At 40.1% G+C, this 16,593-nt stretch carries 13 protein-coding genes and 2 pseudogenes; 5 read left to right on the top strand and 10 right to left on the bottom strand.

The window, feature by feature from the left end:
- Positions 1–556 precede the first annotated feature (556 nt).
- A pseudogene (locus AAEY55_RS14260) lies at positions 557–1,600 on the bottom strand (IS110 family transposase).
- 222 nt (positions 1,601–1,822) lie between these two features.
- Here AAEY55_RS14260 and AAEY55_RS14255 point away from each other — a divergent pair.
- From AAEY55_RS14255 to AAEY55_RS14235, 5 genes are all read left to right on the top strand, one after another.
- A complete protein-coding gene (locus AAEY55_RS14255) occupies positions 1,823–2,107 on the top strand; it encodes a hypothetical protein (protein WP_350551876.1) in 285 nt (94 codons plus the stop codon).
- 1 nt (position 2,108) lies between these two features.
- Entirely contained in the window at positions 2,109–2,657 is a 549-nt protein-coding gene (locus tag AAEY55_RS14250) for a hypothetical protein (RefSeq protein ID WP_350551873.1), read from the top strand.
- Complete coding sequence (locus tag AAEY55_RS14245; RefSeq protein WP_350551870.1) at positions 2,644–2,874, top strand: ABC-three component system middle component 6; 231 nt, start codon at positions 2,644–2,646, stop codon at positions 2,872–2,874. Before AAEY55_RS14250 ends, AAEY55_RS14245 begins: the two co-directional genes overlap by 14 nt.
- A complete protein-coding gene (locus AAEY55_RS14240; protein ID WP_350551867.1) occupies positions 2,864–4,561 on the top strand; it encodes a DUF2326 domain-containing protein in 1,698 nt (565 codons plus the stop codon). The genes AAEY55_RS14245 and AAEY55_RS14240 overlap by 11 nt, the downstream gene beginning before the upstream one ends.
- A gap of 133 nt (positions 4,562–4,694) precedes the next feature.
- Positions 4,695–5,468 (top strand): DUF3800 domain-containing protein, encoded by a 774-nt coding sequence (locus AAEY55_RS14235; protein WP_350551864.1) that lies wholly within the window; start codon positions 4,695–4,697, stop codon positions 5,466–5,468.
- 34 nt (positions 5,469–5,502) lie between these two features.
- On the opposite strand, the pseudogene AAEY55_RS18775 reads toward AAEY55_RS14235, so the two are convergent.
- The 9 genes and pseudogenes from AAEY55_RS18775 to AAEY55_RS14195 all read right to left on the bottom strand — a co-directional run.
- A pseudogene (locus AAEY55_RS18775) lies at positions 5,503–5,721 on the bottom strand (IS110 family transposase); the annotation flags it as partial.
- An 80-nt stretch (positions 5,722–5,801) separates the two neighbouring features.
- Positions 5,802–6,593: a sterol desaturase family protein gene (locus AAEY55_RS14230; protein WP_350551861.1), complete on the bottom strand. Its 792-nt coding sequence runs from the start codon at positions 6,591–6,593 to the stop codon at positions 5,802–5,804.
- Entirely contained in the window at positions 6,586–7,230 is a 645-nt protein-coding gene (locus AAEY55_RS14225; RefSeq protein WP_011329858.1) for a CDP-alcohol phosphatidyltransferase family protein, read from the bottom strand. The genes AAEY55_RS14230 and AAEY55_RS14225 overlap by 8 nt, the downstream gene beginning before the upstream one ends.
- Before the next feature lie 16 nt (positions 7,231–7,246).
- On the bottom strand, positions 7,247–7,885 hold the full coding sequence (locus AAEY55_RS14220) for an ATP-binding cassette domain-containing protein (protein ID WP_208835075.1): 639 nt from the start codon (positions 7,883–7,885) through the stop codon (positions 7,247–7,249).
- Between the two features lie 39 nt (positions 7,886–7,924).
- Entirely contained in the window at positions 7,925–9,679 is a 1,755-nt protein-coding gene (locus AAEY55_RS14215; RefSeq protein WP_350551858.1) for an ABC transporter permease subunit, read from the bottom strand.
- Positions 9,676–10,974: an ABC transporter substrate-binding protein gene (locus tag AAEY55_RS14210; protein WP_350551855.1), complete on the bottom strand. Its 1,299-nt coding sequence runs from the start codon at positions 10,972–10,974 to the stop codon at positions 9,676–9,678. Before AAEY55_RS14210 ends, AAEY55_RS14215 begins: the two co-directional genes overlap by 4 nt.
- Positions 10,961–11,806: a DUF547 domain-containing protein gene (locus AAEY55_RS14205; RefSeq protein ID WP_089369155.1), complete on the bottom strand. Its 846-nt coding sequence runs from the start codon at positions 11,804–11,806 to the stop codon at positions 10,961–10,963. Before AAEY55_RS14205 ends, AAEY55_RS14210 begins: the two co-directional genes overlap by 14 nt.
- A 1-nt stretch (position 11,807) precedes the next feature.
- The gene (locus AAEY55_RS14200) at positions 11,808–13,973 is read right to left on the bottom strand and encodes an FAD-dependent oxidoreductase (protein ID WP_350551853.1); all 2,166 of its coding nucleotides are present in this window, start codon (positions 13,971–13,973) and stop codon (positions 11,808–11,810) included.
- 24 nt (positions 13,974–13,997) lie between these two features.
- Positions 13,998–16,358, bottom strand: a complete 2,361-nt coding sequence (locus AAEY55_RS14195) for a TonB-dependent receptor domain-containing protein (RefSeq protein ID WP_350551850.1) — start codon at positions 16,356–16,358, stop codon at positions 13,998–14,000.
- Between the last annotated feature and the right edge of the window lie 235 nt (positions 16,359–16,593).

Raw genomic sequence — 16,593 nt, 5'->3', positions numbered from 1 at the left:
TGGATGGTATTACGAGGACATCGATCCAGGAATGGAAAACAATGTTATCGATAAGTCATATGAATAATTGCCTAACACATATGAGCCTTAACTCTGTCAATAGGCATTAGTGTTCTTTTTGACCGTTTTTATAAATTGACGGTCAATTCTAAACCAATAAACAAATTCGTTTACTTCGTCTGTCGATACGGCTGTTAAGCAGGTAGCTTACGGCAAACACATATAGAGGCTCTCTTATTGCGATCTCATCGCAGCCAGGTTTTTCCCATATCCTTTTGGGGTTGCTGGGGCACTAGACATTCATCGGTTAACCTAATCATGGCACTATTCAAGGCAGCTGGCTTCATCATTGTGATCCAGTTAGTTTCAGGCTCAAGTCAGGTGTAAGCGACTTTGTTTATTGTATTAATGCATGCGTACTGAGCGTCTAATCAAGACAAGTGGCTTAGATCTGTAGGCATATAATCAGGTTAAACCTTGTTGGTTATTAACTCACCCAATTGATTGATGTTCAGCCTTATATCCAGTTAGATGTTCAGCTCACTCAGTACCGTGACTAACTCTTTAAGAATTTTGCTTCATCGAATACCGTCTCTTTTTTAAGCATATAATAAACACAGCGCCCCAGCTTATGTGCAAGCGCTAACAGTGCTTTGGCTTTGCTCATTCGCTTTTGTAGTTTTTCAAGGTATTTGTTGGCGTTGTGATTGTGGCGCAGCAGTAATACAGCGGCTTCGGAGAAAGCCCATTTGAGATGTGCATTGCCAATTTTGTTACCTTGGGTGCCATAGATTTTTCCGGCAGACTCTGCTTTGCACTTGACTAACCGACTGTATGAAGCGAACTTTTGTACGCTAGAAAAGCGATTAATGTCACCAATTTCGTAAATAATGGTGAGTGCTAGAATGCGGCCTATACCATTAATTGTTTGCAAAATATTAAGGTGTACAGGATTATGCTGCTTAGCCATTTACTCAATATAATGCTCTAAAGGTTTAAGCTCTTTGTGATAGCAATCGAGTATGGCCATGTTTAAATTAATAGAGCGTTGAACAACGGGATCAGGAAAGTAATAGCGCATCTTTTCTCTGTCGCAGACGTTCTTTAAATTGACATTGTGGGCAGGTAAATTGTACTGACTGGCAGTATTGGCGACATGGGCTTTTAAATCAGCGCCATGACGGACTATTTTAGTTCTGCGACGTAATAAGTCGCGCGTTGCACGCATATCTTTGTCATAGACATAAGCAAGCGGGAAGTTACCGCCACGGATGAGTTTAGCAATTTTATACGAATCAATTTTATCGTTTTTGGCTTTACCGCCATGAATTGCCTTCATGTATAGGGCATGACCGAGAATAAAGTCGATAGTGTGTTCTTTGCAAAAATCAGCGACCCAATACCAACAGTGCATGCATTCTACGCCAACCACAATATCACCGATATACGGTTTAAGTAGTTTTAGTAGCGCTTCAGGGGCATTTTTAATTTTCTTGTGAACAAGGATAAGTCCTGTATTATCAATGATACAGACGTAAAGTAATCGCGCGTGTAAATCGATTCCGCAATAATATGGATGCATGTTATTGTAAAAGTTCATTGAGCTTTCTCCTGTAAGGTTGGTTGCCTTTTCAGCGTAGCGAATAATCGCGATGCTGGGGAGGAGGCTCAATGAGTATCAAGTTGCTTAACAGGACTAAAACAGTTTGCCCGCTTTTTGTAAAGAACCGCAAAAATCTGTCCAACCGTTTTAGCCCATTAGCAAAGCGTTATAACCCTTTTTGATTTGGGGAATTAAATAAAAATGGAGATTCAAAAAAGCATGGATGAGTTAACAATATTCTTATCAAACCCAATTGTCGGAACTATTGGATATACCTTATCATTAATCGCTGCAATTATTGCGATTTACCAAGCCTTAGCTAAAGAAAAAGCTCTGAAAACTATAAAAAACCTTAATTTACAGATTACAACTATAAGTCAAGAGAACAATGATTTAAGGCTATCTATAGATAAAACAGAGAATCATAATGAAATAAATCAGGGTGAAAAATCACAATACTTTCAAGATAATTCAGGTTCAGTAACTATAGATAATCGAGGTTGATATGAGTAAAGGAGTCACCTTTAAAGATAATTTCGGCCCTGTAAATATCAATAATGAAAACAGAGTTGCTCGATCCAGTATATTAGGTAAGTTGGTTGAAATAATTGCCACTTCAAATACCGAATCATGCAACTTAAGTCGTGACCCTGCTGAAATTGAAATCAAAATAGATTTTAATGATTTAGTTACTCACCGTTGGTTAGTCGATGAGTATGTTGATAACTCTGTGTTAATCGATAGCTCTATAACTCAACTAAACCAACTTATTAACAACGGTAGCACAAAGTTAAAGCGACAAATGAAGATGTTTTACAGAAATGCTCTTTCTGATTTTGGCATCAGCTCTAAGCCTTTCGATTTAACAAAGTTAAAAGCACAGTCTGACAATATAGTTCAAAGGGTTATGTCATTGTCTAGTGAGTTTGTAAGAGGTTCTTCAGACCTTCAAGCAGGTTACTATGATGAAGATATAAATTTTGGAATAGCTCTTATTACAAGCTACTCAATAATAGAATGTATTGTTTTGGAAAATCCTAATGATCACAATTGATTCTGACCCAATGTTAAATCCAATTTATATTGGTGCTTCAATCTTAAATGAATTGTCGTCAATAGACTTTACCGAAATAGGAATTGAAGAACTGTATTCAGCAATAAAAGATAAGCTAGATATGTCATATGAAGTATTCACTTTCTCTTTAGACTGGCTTTACATTATCGGTGCCTTAGACCTTAACGAAAATGGATTTTTAGTATATGCAACTTAATAAATTAAATGTATTTAAAAACAAAGAGCTACTAAGAAGCATTCAGTTCAAAAAGGGGCTGAATTTAATATTAAACTCCGACTCTAAGAGCGCAAAGAGTGGTAATAGTGTTGGTAAGTCAACACCATCAAGATTAATAGATTACCTGTTTCTTTCTTCCGGTGAAGATATTTACACTGAGCCAGAGTTTAAGAAGACTATTCCTGAAGTTACTAATTTCTTAGATACTAATGAAATTCTGGTAGAGCTAGAGTTTTTCGGTTTTGATAATAAGCCTTATATCATTTCAAGGGATTTGAAAACGAATACAAAAGAAGCTTTTTATTATATTAATCGTGAAAGTGTAGATAGTAAAAAATATAAAGAGCTTGTATCAACACAAATATTTGGGCAACAAAGTGACAAACCATCTGTACGAAATTTAAGCCATAAATTTATACGTAATACAAACGAGAAAATGCAAAACACCACAAGGTTTTTACATATAAATTCTAAACCAGATTTATATGATCAAGTGTATCTTTTTCTTTTCGGATTTACGGGGCTAGAGCTACTAAAAGAAAAAGCATCAATTAATAATCAGGTATCAACTAAAAAAAAGCATTTAGCTGCATACAGAAAGCCTCATAAAGAAACTTCTCTTGTCAAAATGATTAAACCTCTCGAAGCAGAGGCTGAACTTTTAAAGCAAAGAATATCAGAGTTTGATTTTAAGGATAATCAGGAGACTAACGTCAAAGAGCTTGTCAGAGTGCAAAGTGAAATATCTGATCTGACTTTATCTTATTCGAAGTTAGAGAATAAAATAAATTACCTAAATAAATCTATTGAAAACCTTAAAAGTAGTGCAACTAATGTTAATGGAAGAGAACTATCAGATATCTATGCAGAAGCTGGGATTGCGATAAGTGGTGAGTTAAAAAGATCTTATGGTGAGCTTGTTGTTTTCCATAATAAAGTTTTAGCAAATAAAGTTAAATTGATAGAAACTGAGTTATATAGTGTCGAATCTACCTCTGCTAGTGTCCGCCTTGATATAAATAATATGCAAGAAAAAGAAGCTAGTGTGTTTAAAAATATAAATGAACCAGACACTTTAAAATCAATTGGACGAATGTATAACGACCTATCATCTATCAGAGAGAATATAGCAAGTACAAGTGCTCTGTTAAAAAAAATAGAGGACACCAAAGAAGCAATTGAGCTTCTAGAAGATACTAAATCTAAGGTAGTTGATAAAATTAATAGTAATACTGTTGAGCTCGATAGTAACACTGAGCTGTTTAATCAATATTTCGGTGATCTAAGTAAATCATTTTATAATGAAAGATATATTTTTGATTTAAATTTTAATCTTGATAAAGAAAAGTGTGAGTTTGACATCGCTTGTATATCGCCAAATTCTACAGGCGGAAAAAAGAAAGGCGAACTTAGTGCATTTGATTTAGCATATATAAATTTCGTAAATGAAAAAAGGTTAAAGCGACCAACATTTGTAATTCATGACAGCATAGAAGATGTTGATGTAAATCAGGTTTTTGATATATTCCAAAATGCCAATAGAAGCAATGGACAATATATCGTAGCTGTTTTAAGTGACAAGTTAACAAATGAAGAGTTTGATGTATTTAAGAAAGAATCTGTTGTATTAGAATTATCTGAAACAAATAAATTCTTTAAGATTTAGTTTAGGTGAAAGCGGGTTATAACAACACGATTCAACAAGGACAAAAAACAGTTGGTTTTTGCTCCTGCGTCGCTTAGGTTAACCAACTATTTTTAGCCTGTTAATACGGGCGTTAAGTTTACAAGGAGGTTCGGTGGAATATTCATTATTCGCAGATGAAAGTGGAATATCTGCTATAGATAAGTGTTTTACAATTGGTTGTTTACTTGTACCAAACGATTACTTGGAGGAGTTTGAACAAGAAATTTATCAACTTATCAAAAAGCATAACTTGCCTAGCAATAGAGAGTTAAAATGGTCACGGGTTAATAATAGTTACGGAATGATCAATTTCTTAATCGATCTAACTCAACTTATATCTAATTCTCCCGTGAGCTTTATCTGTAAAGTTTCATGGAAACAACACTATTATAATTGGCAAGCAAATGAGGAGGTTGCATTCTATAAGTCTTATACAATGCTCATGTCTTATTGCGCTAGAATTCTTAAATCCAATATTAGCGCCAAAATTGATGATAAATCTGACTCATATAGTAAACGTGCTGAAGTTGTAGAAATTATAGGTAATCATACTCTTAGAGATAAACTCGGGGCTATTGCTGAAGTTAAAAAATGTGATTCAAAATCTGAATTATTAATACAAGTCGCCGACTTATTTACGGGTGCAATTAACTCTTCTCATAATTTGTTTTTAAATCCTGAGGCTAAAATCCATAAAGGAAAAGTTTTAGCTATTTCTAAAATTTCACAATGCCTAGGTTGGGATGCACTGCATTATGATACTTATCCTAATTCAGATATAAATATTTGGCACTTCCCAGAAAGAGAGTACCGGAAAGTACCAAATACATTAGATGTTGTACCAAATAAAAACATAGCTTATGTAACACGTGAAGATGTAATGTAAACTTAACAACACGCCCTGAGATGGACAGCAAGCACTAAAGCTCACTTTCCACCGCAAATTTTAACAGCGGTGATCCCTTACTTTTCAATGTGGTTAAGTAAGTTGATTCATCGTAGGGTGTATTCGTTTTCCAACACCTAAATATAATCCTTATCCATTTAAATGCCAGTGATCTAATAATGCAGTTGTGCGGCTTACCCTTGGCTTTTTGTTGCTCATAATACGCTTTAGCCCACAACGAATAACGAATAGAAAAGCCTGCTCATTCTACATCAAAGGGCTTTTAAGTAGATTGGTATTGTGTGATGGCAATATAGTTGTTTTTACTTGTTTTTACTTGTTTTTAAACGGCATGATGAGTAACCCCCAAAGCGAGGCGTTTTGCTTAGCACTTGGGTATTCAACCAAACCAATATCTATTTCTGCGTCGGCTTTTTTGGCCTCACTTTTATAGCTGCCAAAAAGTTTGTCCCACCAAATAACGCTAAAGCCATAATTTGAGTTTGTTTCACTCACTACTTTACTGTGGTGAATGCGGTGCAGTATTTGCGTCATTAATATAAGGCGCAGTGGCTTTTCAATGGCGTTTGGTAGGCGTATGTTTGCATGGTTAAACAAGGCGAGTCCATTTAACGCGATTTCAAATATAAGTACGGCAATGGCGGGTACGCCAAGTGCAGTAACTGCAATGAGTTTTATAACTATGCTAAGCACAATTTCGATGGGGTGAAAGCGCAGGCCGGTACTGGTATCTACATGTGCATCGGCGTGGTGTACGCGGTGCAAACGCCATAAAAGTGGCACTTTATGAAACAACCTGTGCTGCCAATAAATGAGTATATCGAGCAGTATAAGGCTTAGCACTATGGCTATTATGCTAGGCATAGCTAGTTGGTTAAATAAGCCAATGCTATGCTCTTGATTGTAAAGTGCTACTGCGGTTAAACCAATAGGTACGGCTAAGCGCGCAATGATAGATGAGGCAAACACTAAGCCAAAATTTGCAAACCAGCGAGTGCTGCTTTTAATGGGCGATTGCCTTGCGGGCTGTCGCCATTCAAGCAGCATCATTATGACTAAAATGCTAAAAAAGCAACCGAGTCGCCACCAAACTTCGTTAGTCATTATTATTTATAACCTCATTGGCTTCTTGCTGTTTAAGTGTGTGGTAGCCGCCATGTATACGGGTAAATATGGTAATGGCACAGGCAAAAGCAAATATGCCTGCGAGGAGGGCAAAGTGCTGCGGCCAAATACAAAAGGCTATAAATAGCGCTATTGTTTCTGTGCCTTCGGTTAAGCCATTTAAGTAATAAAAGCTTTTGTATTTAAATTGCGGCTTTTCGAGTTTAAACTTTTCAGCGGCTATGGCAAAGGCTAAAAAGCTTGAACCCGTGCCAATAAATGCAGCGAGTAATATTGCGCCTGCAATGGCGTTTTGTTCGGGGTTTGCCAAAATAAAGCCAAGCGGAATGGCCGCGTAAAATAAAAAGTCGAGTGTAATATCTAAAAAGCCGCCGGCGCTTGAACTTAAATTAGCATGGCGTGCTAGTGCGCCGTCAAGCCCATCTAAAATGCGATTTAAAGCAATGGCAGCTAATGCGCCGTACCACATTTCAAAAGCAAGTAATGGCACAGCGAGCAAGCCAATTAAAAAGCCAAATACTGTTAGCTGATCGGGTGTTATGCCGCATTTATGTATCAGCATTACCACAGGCTTTAACAGTGGTTTTATTACAGGGGTGATAAATTTATCTAACATAGGGTGCCTTGTGCGCTTAAAGTACAGTATTTAAGGTGAAAAGTTTACCGTTTGCAGCGTCGTAATCGCTATGATCGTGCGTTACCATAATGGCAGGCAGTTTATGTTGGCGTATTTGGCTAAACACCAGTTCACGGGTATCAACGCGCAGTTGCGTGTCGAGCTTACTAAAAGGCTCATCGAGTAAAATAGCTTTTGGCTCACTTAATAACAGTCGTAATAGCGCAACGCGTGCTTGTTGGCCGCCCGACAAGCTATCGGGATGGCGATTGGCCATTCCTTTTAAACCGACTTGCTCAAGTGCGTGTGCTATTTTTTCAATGCGTTGTTTTTTATCCCCTTTGGGCATAGCAAAAGCAATATTACCCGCCACACTTAAGTGCGAAAACAATAAAGCGTCTTGATACAGTACGCCAATATGGCGTAAATGCGTGGGTAAATCATTTATATTTTTACCGTTAAGCCACACCTCCCCAGTGGCTTTAAAACCACTGGGTAAAGTGCCTGTAAGCCAGTTTAACAAGCTTGATTTACCGCTGCCCGATGGGCCCATAATCGTTAGAATTTCACCGCCATTAACTTGCTCGTTTAAGCTAAGTAGTCGCTCATTTTGGCGATAAAGCTGACAATTTTTAATCTGTAAAGATGACTGCATTAAAAAACCTTTAACTCAATACTGTTTACTGTGGGAGCTTTACACTCGTGCACTTTTAAAAAAGTACTTAGGTAAAACCCATGCCAGTATAAATCCAATAAGCGGGAGTGCCATTTGCATAATAGCGTATACGGCACTGGTGCGCCTACTTGCGCCATTTGCCAGGGTAACGGCTTCGGTTGTTATGGTGGCTATACGCCCGCCACCGGCTAAAAGAGTTGGTAAGTATTGGCCAAAACTGATCGCTAACCCCAATGCGGCTGCAATTAAAATAGGTGCAAATAACTGCGGTAATTTCACCTTAAAAAACACTTTGCTAGGCGCTGCGCCCAAACTTGCTGCAACGCGCGCAAAGCGAGAGTCTAACCGCCTATAACTGCTCGCGAGTGACAAAAATACGTAAGGCAAAACAAACAGTAAATGGGTAAACACCACATTAAAAAACGCGGCTTGGTTATTTACCCATTGTTGTATCCATACTAGGCCAAACAAAAAGGCAATACTGGGTACTAATAGCGGTAAGTAAATAATTAAACTGGTAAAGCGAGAGATGGGTTTGTCGCTTAACTGCTCCGACTCTAAACACAATAAAGTAACCGTAATGGCAAATACCGTTGTGACTAAACCAATAGCTAGGGTATTAAAAAGCGGGTTGCTCATTTGCATTAATGCACTGTTAAAATGCAGTAGTGTAAATTGCTCGGGGAGTGCATTGGGAAAGCGCCAAAAGCCCGCAACCGACCACAAAATAAGGGCAATTAGCGAGAGTAAAATAAAACCGATCACTAAAACGGTGAGCATTACCGTTAGCTTTTGCCAATAAAATCCGCCGTATTCGCGCACCCCGTTAGTGAGTGAATCGCTAAATAATACCTTTATCGCTTTTTCGCCGCTAAGCCAAAGCGCAAGTAACCCACCCGTGAGTGCCAGTTGTAGCAAAGCACCGGCTGAGGCTTTAATACGTAAGTTTAAATCGACATCGTTAAACCAATGCATAATAGCTACCGCTAATGTTGGCGGTGTATTTGGGCCTAAAATAAGTGGCATTTCTACACTGGCGCTGGCATAAGCGAGCACAGCTAAAATAGGTAAACGCAGCAGTGGGTAAAGGCTAGGGAGTATTACTTTAAAAAAGGCGGTCATGGGGCAGTAACCTAAATTAAGCGCAACTTTATGTTGCTGGCGTAATTTTTTGCCAAGCTCAGGCTGCGCCAGTACGCCCAGTGCCATTAATAACAAAAATGGCAGTTCTTTAAGCGTTAACCCTAAAATTATACTAATGCCGAATGAGTCATGCGGAAATAGGCCGTTTGGTGCAAGTTCCCACCCGCTTAACCAAGGCGATATAATTCGTGAAATCATGCCTGAAGGGGCAATTAAAAAACCTACCGCAATAGCCGCTGCAGCGTGAGGTATAACTAAAATAGGGCTCAGTAAACGCTGAATGCGGTTAAGCCAAGGGCTGTTAAAAAAAGCGGCTAAAATCATCAAAGTAATAATAAAAGCAAGTAAGGTACTTATTAAACCTGTGCCAATACTTAGCATAGCCATATTTATTAGGCCGGGTGTTTGCCAAAGCATGGTAAAGCCTTGCAAGCCAAGTGTTGTTTGATCAAGTGCAGGGGCATAACCAAAGGCGGGTAGTAACACACTAATTAAGCCGCCAAGTACGGGTAAAATAAGTAAAACGAGTAAAAAGCGTGGGCTTAATTTTACTATTTTACTAAACATATCATGGCTTTTACGGGCGTGAGGCCCATGGCTTGTCGCCACTTTATTGCTAACAACACTCATTGGCTTACCCCATAGCGAGTTTGCCAGCCTTGCATTATGGCATTTACCCAGCTTGGGTGTGGCTCGCTCAATGTGCGCTTAATACTGTTAAAAGGCAGTGCGCTTGGGTGCGGTTTAGCTGTTTTAAACAAGGCTTGTTGCTCAGGCGTTAACGTTGATTGAATAAGTACGCTTTTATCGCCCCATATATGCGCTTTTTGCTTTTGTGCTTGCGCCTCTGGGCTTAATAAAAAGTTAGCGACTAATTGCGCACTTTGCGGGTGGCTTGCATTGTAAGGAATAGCCACAAAGTGGGTATTACTTAAACTGCCATCAGCCATTGCATAGCTGCGAATGCTTTTTGGTAAATCGTAGCGTTTAACGGCTGCGGGCACTTCGGGTGCTGAAAAGGTAAAGGCAATACTTAGCTCGGTATCGTCTACTAAACGGCGCATTTGCGCGCCACTTTGCATAAAGTGAGTGCCACCACGCCAAAGCGTAGGGTGTAGCTTATTTAAAAAGTCCCACAGTGGGGTTAACACTTGTGCTGTGTTGTTAGCGGTAGCCGCTTGGTTTAACTGCGCTTTAATGCTTTCACTACTTTGCTGATGCAGTATTACTAAGGCGTATTTTAAAAAGCTCATCCCTAAAAAATCAGGCGGCTTTGGGTAGCTAAAACGCCCCGGGTTTTGTGCGCTCCAGTTTAATAATTCGTTTAATGTAGTAGGGAGTTTGTTGTTTGCCTGTTTATTTATTGCAATGCTGTCGTAATAAAAGGTGAGCGATGCTTGCCCCCACGGTGCTTCCATACCGTTTGTGGGTATGCCAAAGTCAAAATTAACTGCAGGGTTATTAGCGGGATCTGTGTATGCAAAATGTGGCAGTTTATTTGCCCACTGTTTTAACAACAATGCGTGCTCGCTCATGGTGGCAAAGTTAGCGCCGTTTATCCATACCAGATCAACACTGCCTTGGTCATTATTATGTGCTGATTTTTCGGCCAACACTCGGCTTACTGCTTCGCTGGTGTCGCTGAGCTTTACATGCACTAAGTTAATATTATATTTAGTTTTAACTTGCTGGGCAGCCCATTGAATATAGGCATTTATTTGCGCGTCGCCGCCCCAGGCATAAAAGTACACGCTTTGGTTATTACCAAGCGTTTCAATATTTTCCCAGCGAGTGAGTAGTTCTTTACTCATATTATGAGCGCTGTTATTAGCAAAAGTACTTAAGCTTGTTATTAGGCAAACGCAAAACGCGACACAGTAAACACTGTAACGCGTAGCTGTTTGCCAAAACTTACTGGCGTGCATTTAAATCCCAGTTGTAGTCTAAAAATTTTACTTTCATGTCATTATTTCTAAGCGCTTTTTGCTGAGCGGGTACTAGTTTAAGTGCATCGCTATATTGCAGTAAAAACTGCTGTAGCGTCTCTGCACCTCTAAAACCTTTTTCAAAGTCATCGCCGTACCATTTAAATATAGAGGAGATATTTAGCGTATTTTCCTGCGCAAAATTACGTGTTGTATCAGATAAAAAACGCACCGTTTGCTGTTGCAATTGGCTCTCTAGTTCAGTAGCTGTGAATGCCTCCCCGCGCAGCGCAGGGCAACCAATACTTGCACAATTTACAGCAAAATGAATACGTGGGTCGTTATATTTACCGCTGCCACGAATTAAACCGTGCTCTATGTCATCAAGGCTGCGAGTTTTACCAAGTAGTGGCACAAACGCTTTACTCCACGGTGAGCTAAAAAAGCTGCCTAAATCTTTTATTGATTTAAGGTTTTGGGGCTCTTTACTGCCAAGGTTTGAAACGATGAGCTCTACGGTAAATGCATTATACGCATTAATTAAAAACGCCAGTTGCTTAGGCTTTTCCCACGCGTCAAACTCGTTTTGTGTTACAGCACTTAACGAATCTAAATACGTTTTTAGCTGAGTATGATCACCTTGTATTGCAGCGTAATCAACCTCTGTGCTGTGATTATGGTTAATAGCGACAACATGTTTATTTAGCAATGCATTCCAGCTATCGTGCAGGTTATTAGTCGTACTTTGCGCTTGGCTTGAAAGCGACGTTATAAGCGCCGTCGCAAGTAATGTCGCACTTAATAATAAAGGCTTTAATGTTGTGTTAAACATATTAGCCTCGACGCCACGTATGATATTTTTCGAGCAGGTTAAGTACTTTTTCAGGTGCATGGGCGCGTTTCCACTCGCCTGCAGCGTATTTGTTGCCTTCAGCCCAAGTAGGGTAGCTGTGTATAGTGCCCAGTATTTTATTAAGGCCTAAACCGTGTTTCATGGCCAGTACAAATTCAGCAATTAAATCACCAGCGTGTTCAGAGACCACAGTTACACCGAGTATTTTGTCTTTGCCTTTAGGGGTAATTACTTTAATAAAGCCTTTTGTGGCGCTGTCGGTAATTGCGCGGTCTAGCTCTTCAAACTCAAAACGAGTGATTTCAAAATCGATACCTTTATCAATTGCATCTTGCTCGTTTAAACCCACACGTGCCACTTCTGGGTCAATAAAGGTGGTCCATGGAATAACGCGGTAATCTACTTTAAACTTTTTAAGGTTACCAAATAAGCCGTTTACTGCTGCGTACCAACCCTGATGAGCGGCTACGTGCGTAAACTGGTACGGGCCAACAATATCGCCAGCGGCAAAAATATTAGGGTATAGCGTTTCTAGGTATTCGTTAGTTACTACTGTGCGGTTTGTTTCAATGCCTAGCTCTTCAAGACCGTAACCTTTAAGGCGGGCACTGCGGCCAACAGCGCATAGCAGTTCGTCGTATTCAATAGCAATTTCTTCATTATTGCCTTCGTTAAGGCGTTTAACAATAATGTACTTTTTACCGTCGCGCGCTTCACAGCGTAATGCCTGATGCGAGGTTAAAATGTTAACGCCGCTTTCGCTCAATGCTTCATGAGCAAAGGTAGACACTTCAACGTCTTCTTTGATCATGATGCGCTCCGCCATTTCAATTTGCGTAACGCTTGAACCTAAACGGGCAAAGCTTTGTGCTAATTCGCTACCAATTGGGCCACCACCAAGTACTACAAGCTTTTTAGGTGCTTCGTCAAGCGCTGCAAATTTATCCCACAAGGTATCGCTTGTTACATAACCAGTTTCTTCTATACCGGGTAGTGGCGGTACAAATGGGCGTGCGCCAGTGGCAATTACAATAGTACGTGCCGTTAATGTTTGTGTGCCGCCATCGTTGAGTTTAATTTCTACCGTCCACGGGTCAATTAATTTACCGTAACCTTTTACTACGTCTACGCCTAAATTAGTGTAGCGCTCTACGCTGTCGTGTGGTGCTATATCGGCAATTACTTTATGAACACGGGCCATTACTTTTTTAAACGAAAACTGCGGTGTCATGTTTTCTAGGCCGTAGTGTTCACCGTGGCGAATTTGCTCTGCAATTTTAGCGCTTTTAATTATCGCTTTACTGGGAACACAGCCGTAGTTTAAACAGTCGCCGCCCATTTCGCCCGCTTCAATAAGGGTTACTTTTGCTTTAACAGCAGCGGCAATATAGCTTGTTACCAAACCACCAGCACCCGCGCCAATAACAATCATGTTACGGTCGAAACTTTTAGGTTTAGTATAGTTTTTGTATACACGACGTTTTTTAAACACGTTTAAGATCCCTTTAGCAATAAATGGGAATACGCCCAATAAAGCGAATGATAAAATTAAGTCCAACGATAAAATGCCCGATAAACTCTCTATTTGAGCAAGCTGCGTACCGGCATTAACAAATACAAATGTACCGGCTAGCATACCCACTTGGCTTACCCAGTAAAAAGTCCATGACTTGATGGCTGTTACGCCCATTAACAAGTTGATTAAAAAGAACGGAAACACCGGCACTAAACGCAACGTAAATAAGTAAAAGCCGCCTTCTTTTTCAACGCCTGCATCAATGGCTGCTAAACGCTCAGGAAAGCGCTTTTTAATGGTATCGCGCAATAAGTAACGTGATACTAAAAAGGCCAGTGTGGCACCTATGGTTGATGCAAACGATGCAACCAATAAGCCTTCAACTAAGCCAAATAAAGCACCCGCTGCCAGTGTTAAAATAGCCGCGCCCGGTAAAGACAATGCAGTAACCACCACATACAATAAAAAGAATCCGCCAATGATTAATAGCGGAGATTGCGCTTTATATTGGCTAAACTGATCCATCGACCCTTTTAAGCCCTCAAGCGTAAGTAGTTGGTGCAAATCAAAATGAAAGAACAGGCTGATGGCGACCGCTGCAATCAATAACAAAAGTATTTTTTTAATCATGTTCTCTCTCTTTCAAACTTGCCTTTAAAAATTATGCGTAAGCGTCAGCTTGGCGTTTATTGGTAATTCAGGAAAAGCCAAGGTTGCACCAAAATAACCGCCTTCAAATACAGGGCGCCAATTTTTTTGATTGGTAACGTTGTTTACATCTAAGCGTAACTTGGTGCTAGGCGTAAAAGCATAGCTAGTATTTACGTTTAATGTGTACTGATCGCGAATATGTACGGTTGCCAAAAAGTCTAATGGGTAACTCTTTGTATATAGACCTGAAAAACCCGTTTGCCATTTCGAATTAATTGAATAATTTCCGTTAAAGCTAAAAGACTGCTCTGGAATGCCTTGAACTTGGCTACTTGAAGGCGCAAATGCGGTAAAACTAGGAGCGCCCACACTGGTGCCTGCAATAATATTAGGGCGTGAGTTGTCAAATGCATCGGCTACTTGGGCAGAATCTTGACTACTTGCAGAATTATCGTAGCGGGCGTCAATGTAGCTATAACCTGCGCTTAACCAGTACGGGTAGGCATCGTAAAATACTTGGCTTTCAAAACCTGTGGTGCGAATACCGGTATTACTGCCATCGCGGTTACGTAAACTACGGCGTTGGCTAAATATTGCGCCATCGGCGTACCAATCGCTATTGGTTGGTGCATATTTTAAACCAAACTCAACTAGGGTATTTTCGGTGGCAAAATTTTGCGCACTAATGGTATTGTCGCCGCCAAGTGTAGTGCCGCCAGCCATGCTATTTGATGTGGCTTCGTTGTAACTTGCTGCGCCATAAGTGGTGTAATCATCGCTTAGTCGGTAATTAAAACTTACTTGCCCTGAATGCAAAGTGTCGTTAATACTGTCGCTGGCGGCAATTTGCCCTACAGGTGCTATTGGGTCGTTTGCTTGTACGTCATAAAAATCAACGCGGTAGCCAACACTGGTATGAAACTTACTAGTCCAATCTGAATCTTGCTGAATAGCCACCCCTGTTTGCCATGAGCGTGAGTCTGTGGTGTCTGATAAGTTAAAGTCGCCACTGCCGTCGTTATTAATATCGTACTGACCACCCGGCGATACAAATACACCTGGGCGAAGTTCAACAAAGCGTGCTTGTTGTGCATCAGTTAAAGGAATGCGCCTATTTGAAAGTGGGCCAGTTAAATCTATGGGTAAGTCGGCTTCGGTGGTAAATTGGCTGTAACCTAATACGCGGTTATAACGTACATCAAAGGCAAAAATAGTTTGCTGGTTACTATTCCAAAGGTAGGTAAGCTCGGTACGGTTTTGCGCGGTATCGGCACCATCTATAATTTCAACAAAGCTGTTTTGTGCAATTTCATCACGTTGTAAATGCTGAAAGTAGGAAATGTTTTTAATTGACGCGTTACTAGAAAGCTCACGTTTATAAATACTGTGTAGTAAGTAAGTAGTGGCTTCGTTTAGATTATCAGGATCGGTCAGTACTGTACTACGGTCTATTTTAACTTGCCCGGTTGGCGAAATAATCGAACCCGCTAAAGGTACAGTGCTACCATTTGCTTGCACACCTTGGCCGGTAATATACAGTCCGTCATCTATTAACGCCTGAGTAGGGCGGTTAATACCGGCGTTATCGGTAAATTCAACTTGGTATAATTCAAAATTAAGATCCCAGCTGCTTTTATCATCAGGAAATACACGCAGGGCTGCAAATAAGCTGTCGCTTTTTGTGCCAGAGTAGTCGTAATAACTGCCGTTATCAATATGCTCTGCACTAACTCTAAAACCTACTTTGTCTTTTACTATGGGGGCGCTGTAGTCAACCAGTACACGATATTGATCCCATCGTCCTGCCGATGAGCTTGCTTTACCTTTACTTTCGTCTGTAGCGGCTTTTTTAGAGTGTAAGTTTACAAACCCACCATTGCGTTGGCTTGAGCCAAATAATACCGGTGGCGCACCTTTTACTACATCTATTTGTTCTAGAGCGTTGAACGATAACGGTACACCAAAGCCATTGTTGCCCGCTTGACGACGTGTACCATCTTGAAAAAGCTCACCTAATTGGCCGCGTATTGTGGGTAAACTTGGCGCGCCAAAACCACTGGCTGAATAGGTATTAGGGCTTACTGCAAGCACATCTTGTAACGTGGTAATGTTAAGCTGCTCTATTAGCTCGCTCGAAATAGGCGTTACCGAACGTGCTATGTCTTTTAGTGCTAAGTTGTCGCCAAATGGGCCATCTATGCTGGCATCTTTAACTGAAAGGCCTTGAGATTTAATAACTTGGCCAGCTACTTCAATGTGCTCTATGGTGTTATTGGTTGTTACTGTTGAGCTTTGGGCAGCTTGCGCCAGCAGTGGGGTATTTAATACGCTTGCTAACGATAGGGCTAAGTATTGGTATTTCAAGGGCTTTCTCTTTCTTGTTAATAGTTGATGATGATAAAGACCGAAAGGTGTAAAAATAACTTTCAGTAAAGTTTCGATTCTTTTTATTTTTTAGGGCATAACAAAACAGCTGCGTTTAAAGCGTGCTAATAAAATATTGCCGTTTCATTTGTAAAAAAATAGCAATAGAGTGACGATATTACACAGATTATAAATAATTGCTTTTAAACATATTTTTAAATTGTAGTCTACTTGC

The sequence above is a fragment of the Pseudoalteromonas sp. 120-MNA-CIBAN-0494 genome (genome assembly GCF_040308885.1).
GTDB lineage: Bacteria > Pseudomonadota > Gammaproteobacteria > Enterobacterales > Alteromonadaceae > Pseudoalteromonas > Pseudoalteromonas nigrifaciens.
The sequence above is the reverse complement of the archived record's forward strand: the minus strand, read 5'-3'. Positions and strand labels throughout refer to the sequence as shown.

Bases quoted from the DNA above. Each gene is read 5' to 3' on its own strand.
- AAEY55_RS14255 (WP_350551876.1), top strand. From the start codon at position 1,823: ATGGATGAGTTAACAATATTCTTATCAAACCCAATTGTCGGAACTATT.
- AAEY55_RS14230 (WP_350551861.1), bottom strand. From the start codon at position 6,593: ATGACTAACGAAGTTTGGTGGCGACTCGGTTGCTTTTTTAGCATTTTA.
- AAEY55_RS14250 (WP_350551873.1), top strand. From the start codon at position 2,109: ATGAGTAAAGGAGTCACCTTTAAAGATAATTTCGGCCCTGTAAATATC.
- AAEY55_RS14205 (WP_089369155.1), bottom strand. From the start codon at position 11,806: ATGTTTAACACAACATTAAAGCCTTTATTATTAAGTGCGACATTACTT.
- AAEY55_RS14220 (WP_208835075.1), bottom strand. From the start codon at position 7,885: ATGCAGTCATCTTTACAGATTAAAAATTGTCAGCTTTATCGCCAAAAT.
- AAEY55_RS14210 (WP_350551855.1), bottom strand. From the start codon at position 10,974: ATGCACGCCAGTAAGTTTTGGCAAACAGCTACGCGTTACAGTGTTTAC.
- AAEY55_RS14240 (WP_350551867.1), top strand. From the start codon at position 2,864: ATGCAACTTAATAAATTAAATGTATTTAAAAACAAAGAGCTACTAAGA.
- AAEY55_RS14200 (WP_350551853.1), bottom strand. From the start codon at position 13,973: ATGATTAAAAAAATACTTTTGTTATTGATTGCAGCGGTCGCCATCAGC.
- AAEY55_RS14225 (WP_011329858.1), bottom strand. From the start codon at position 7,230: ATGTTAGATAAATTTATCACCCCTGTAATAAAACCACTGTTAAAGCCT.
- AAEY55_RS14245 (WP_350551870.1), top strand. From the start codon at position 2,644: ATGATCACAATTGATTCTGACCCAATGTTAAATCCAATTTATATTGGT.
- AAEY55_RS14215 (WP_350551858.1), bottom strand. From the start codon at position 9,679: ATGAGTGTTGTTAGCAATAAAGTGGCGACAAGCCATGGGCCTCACGCC.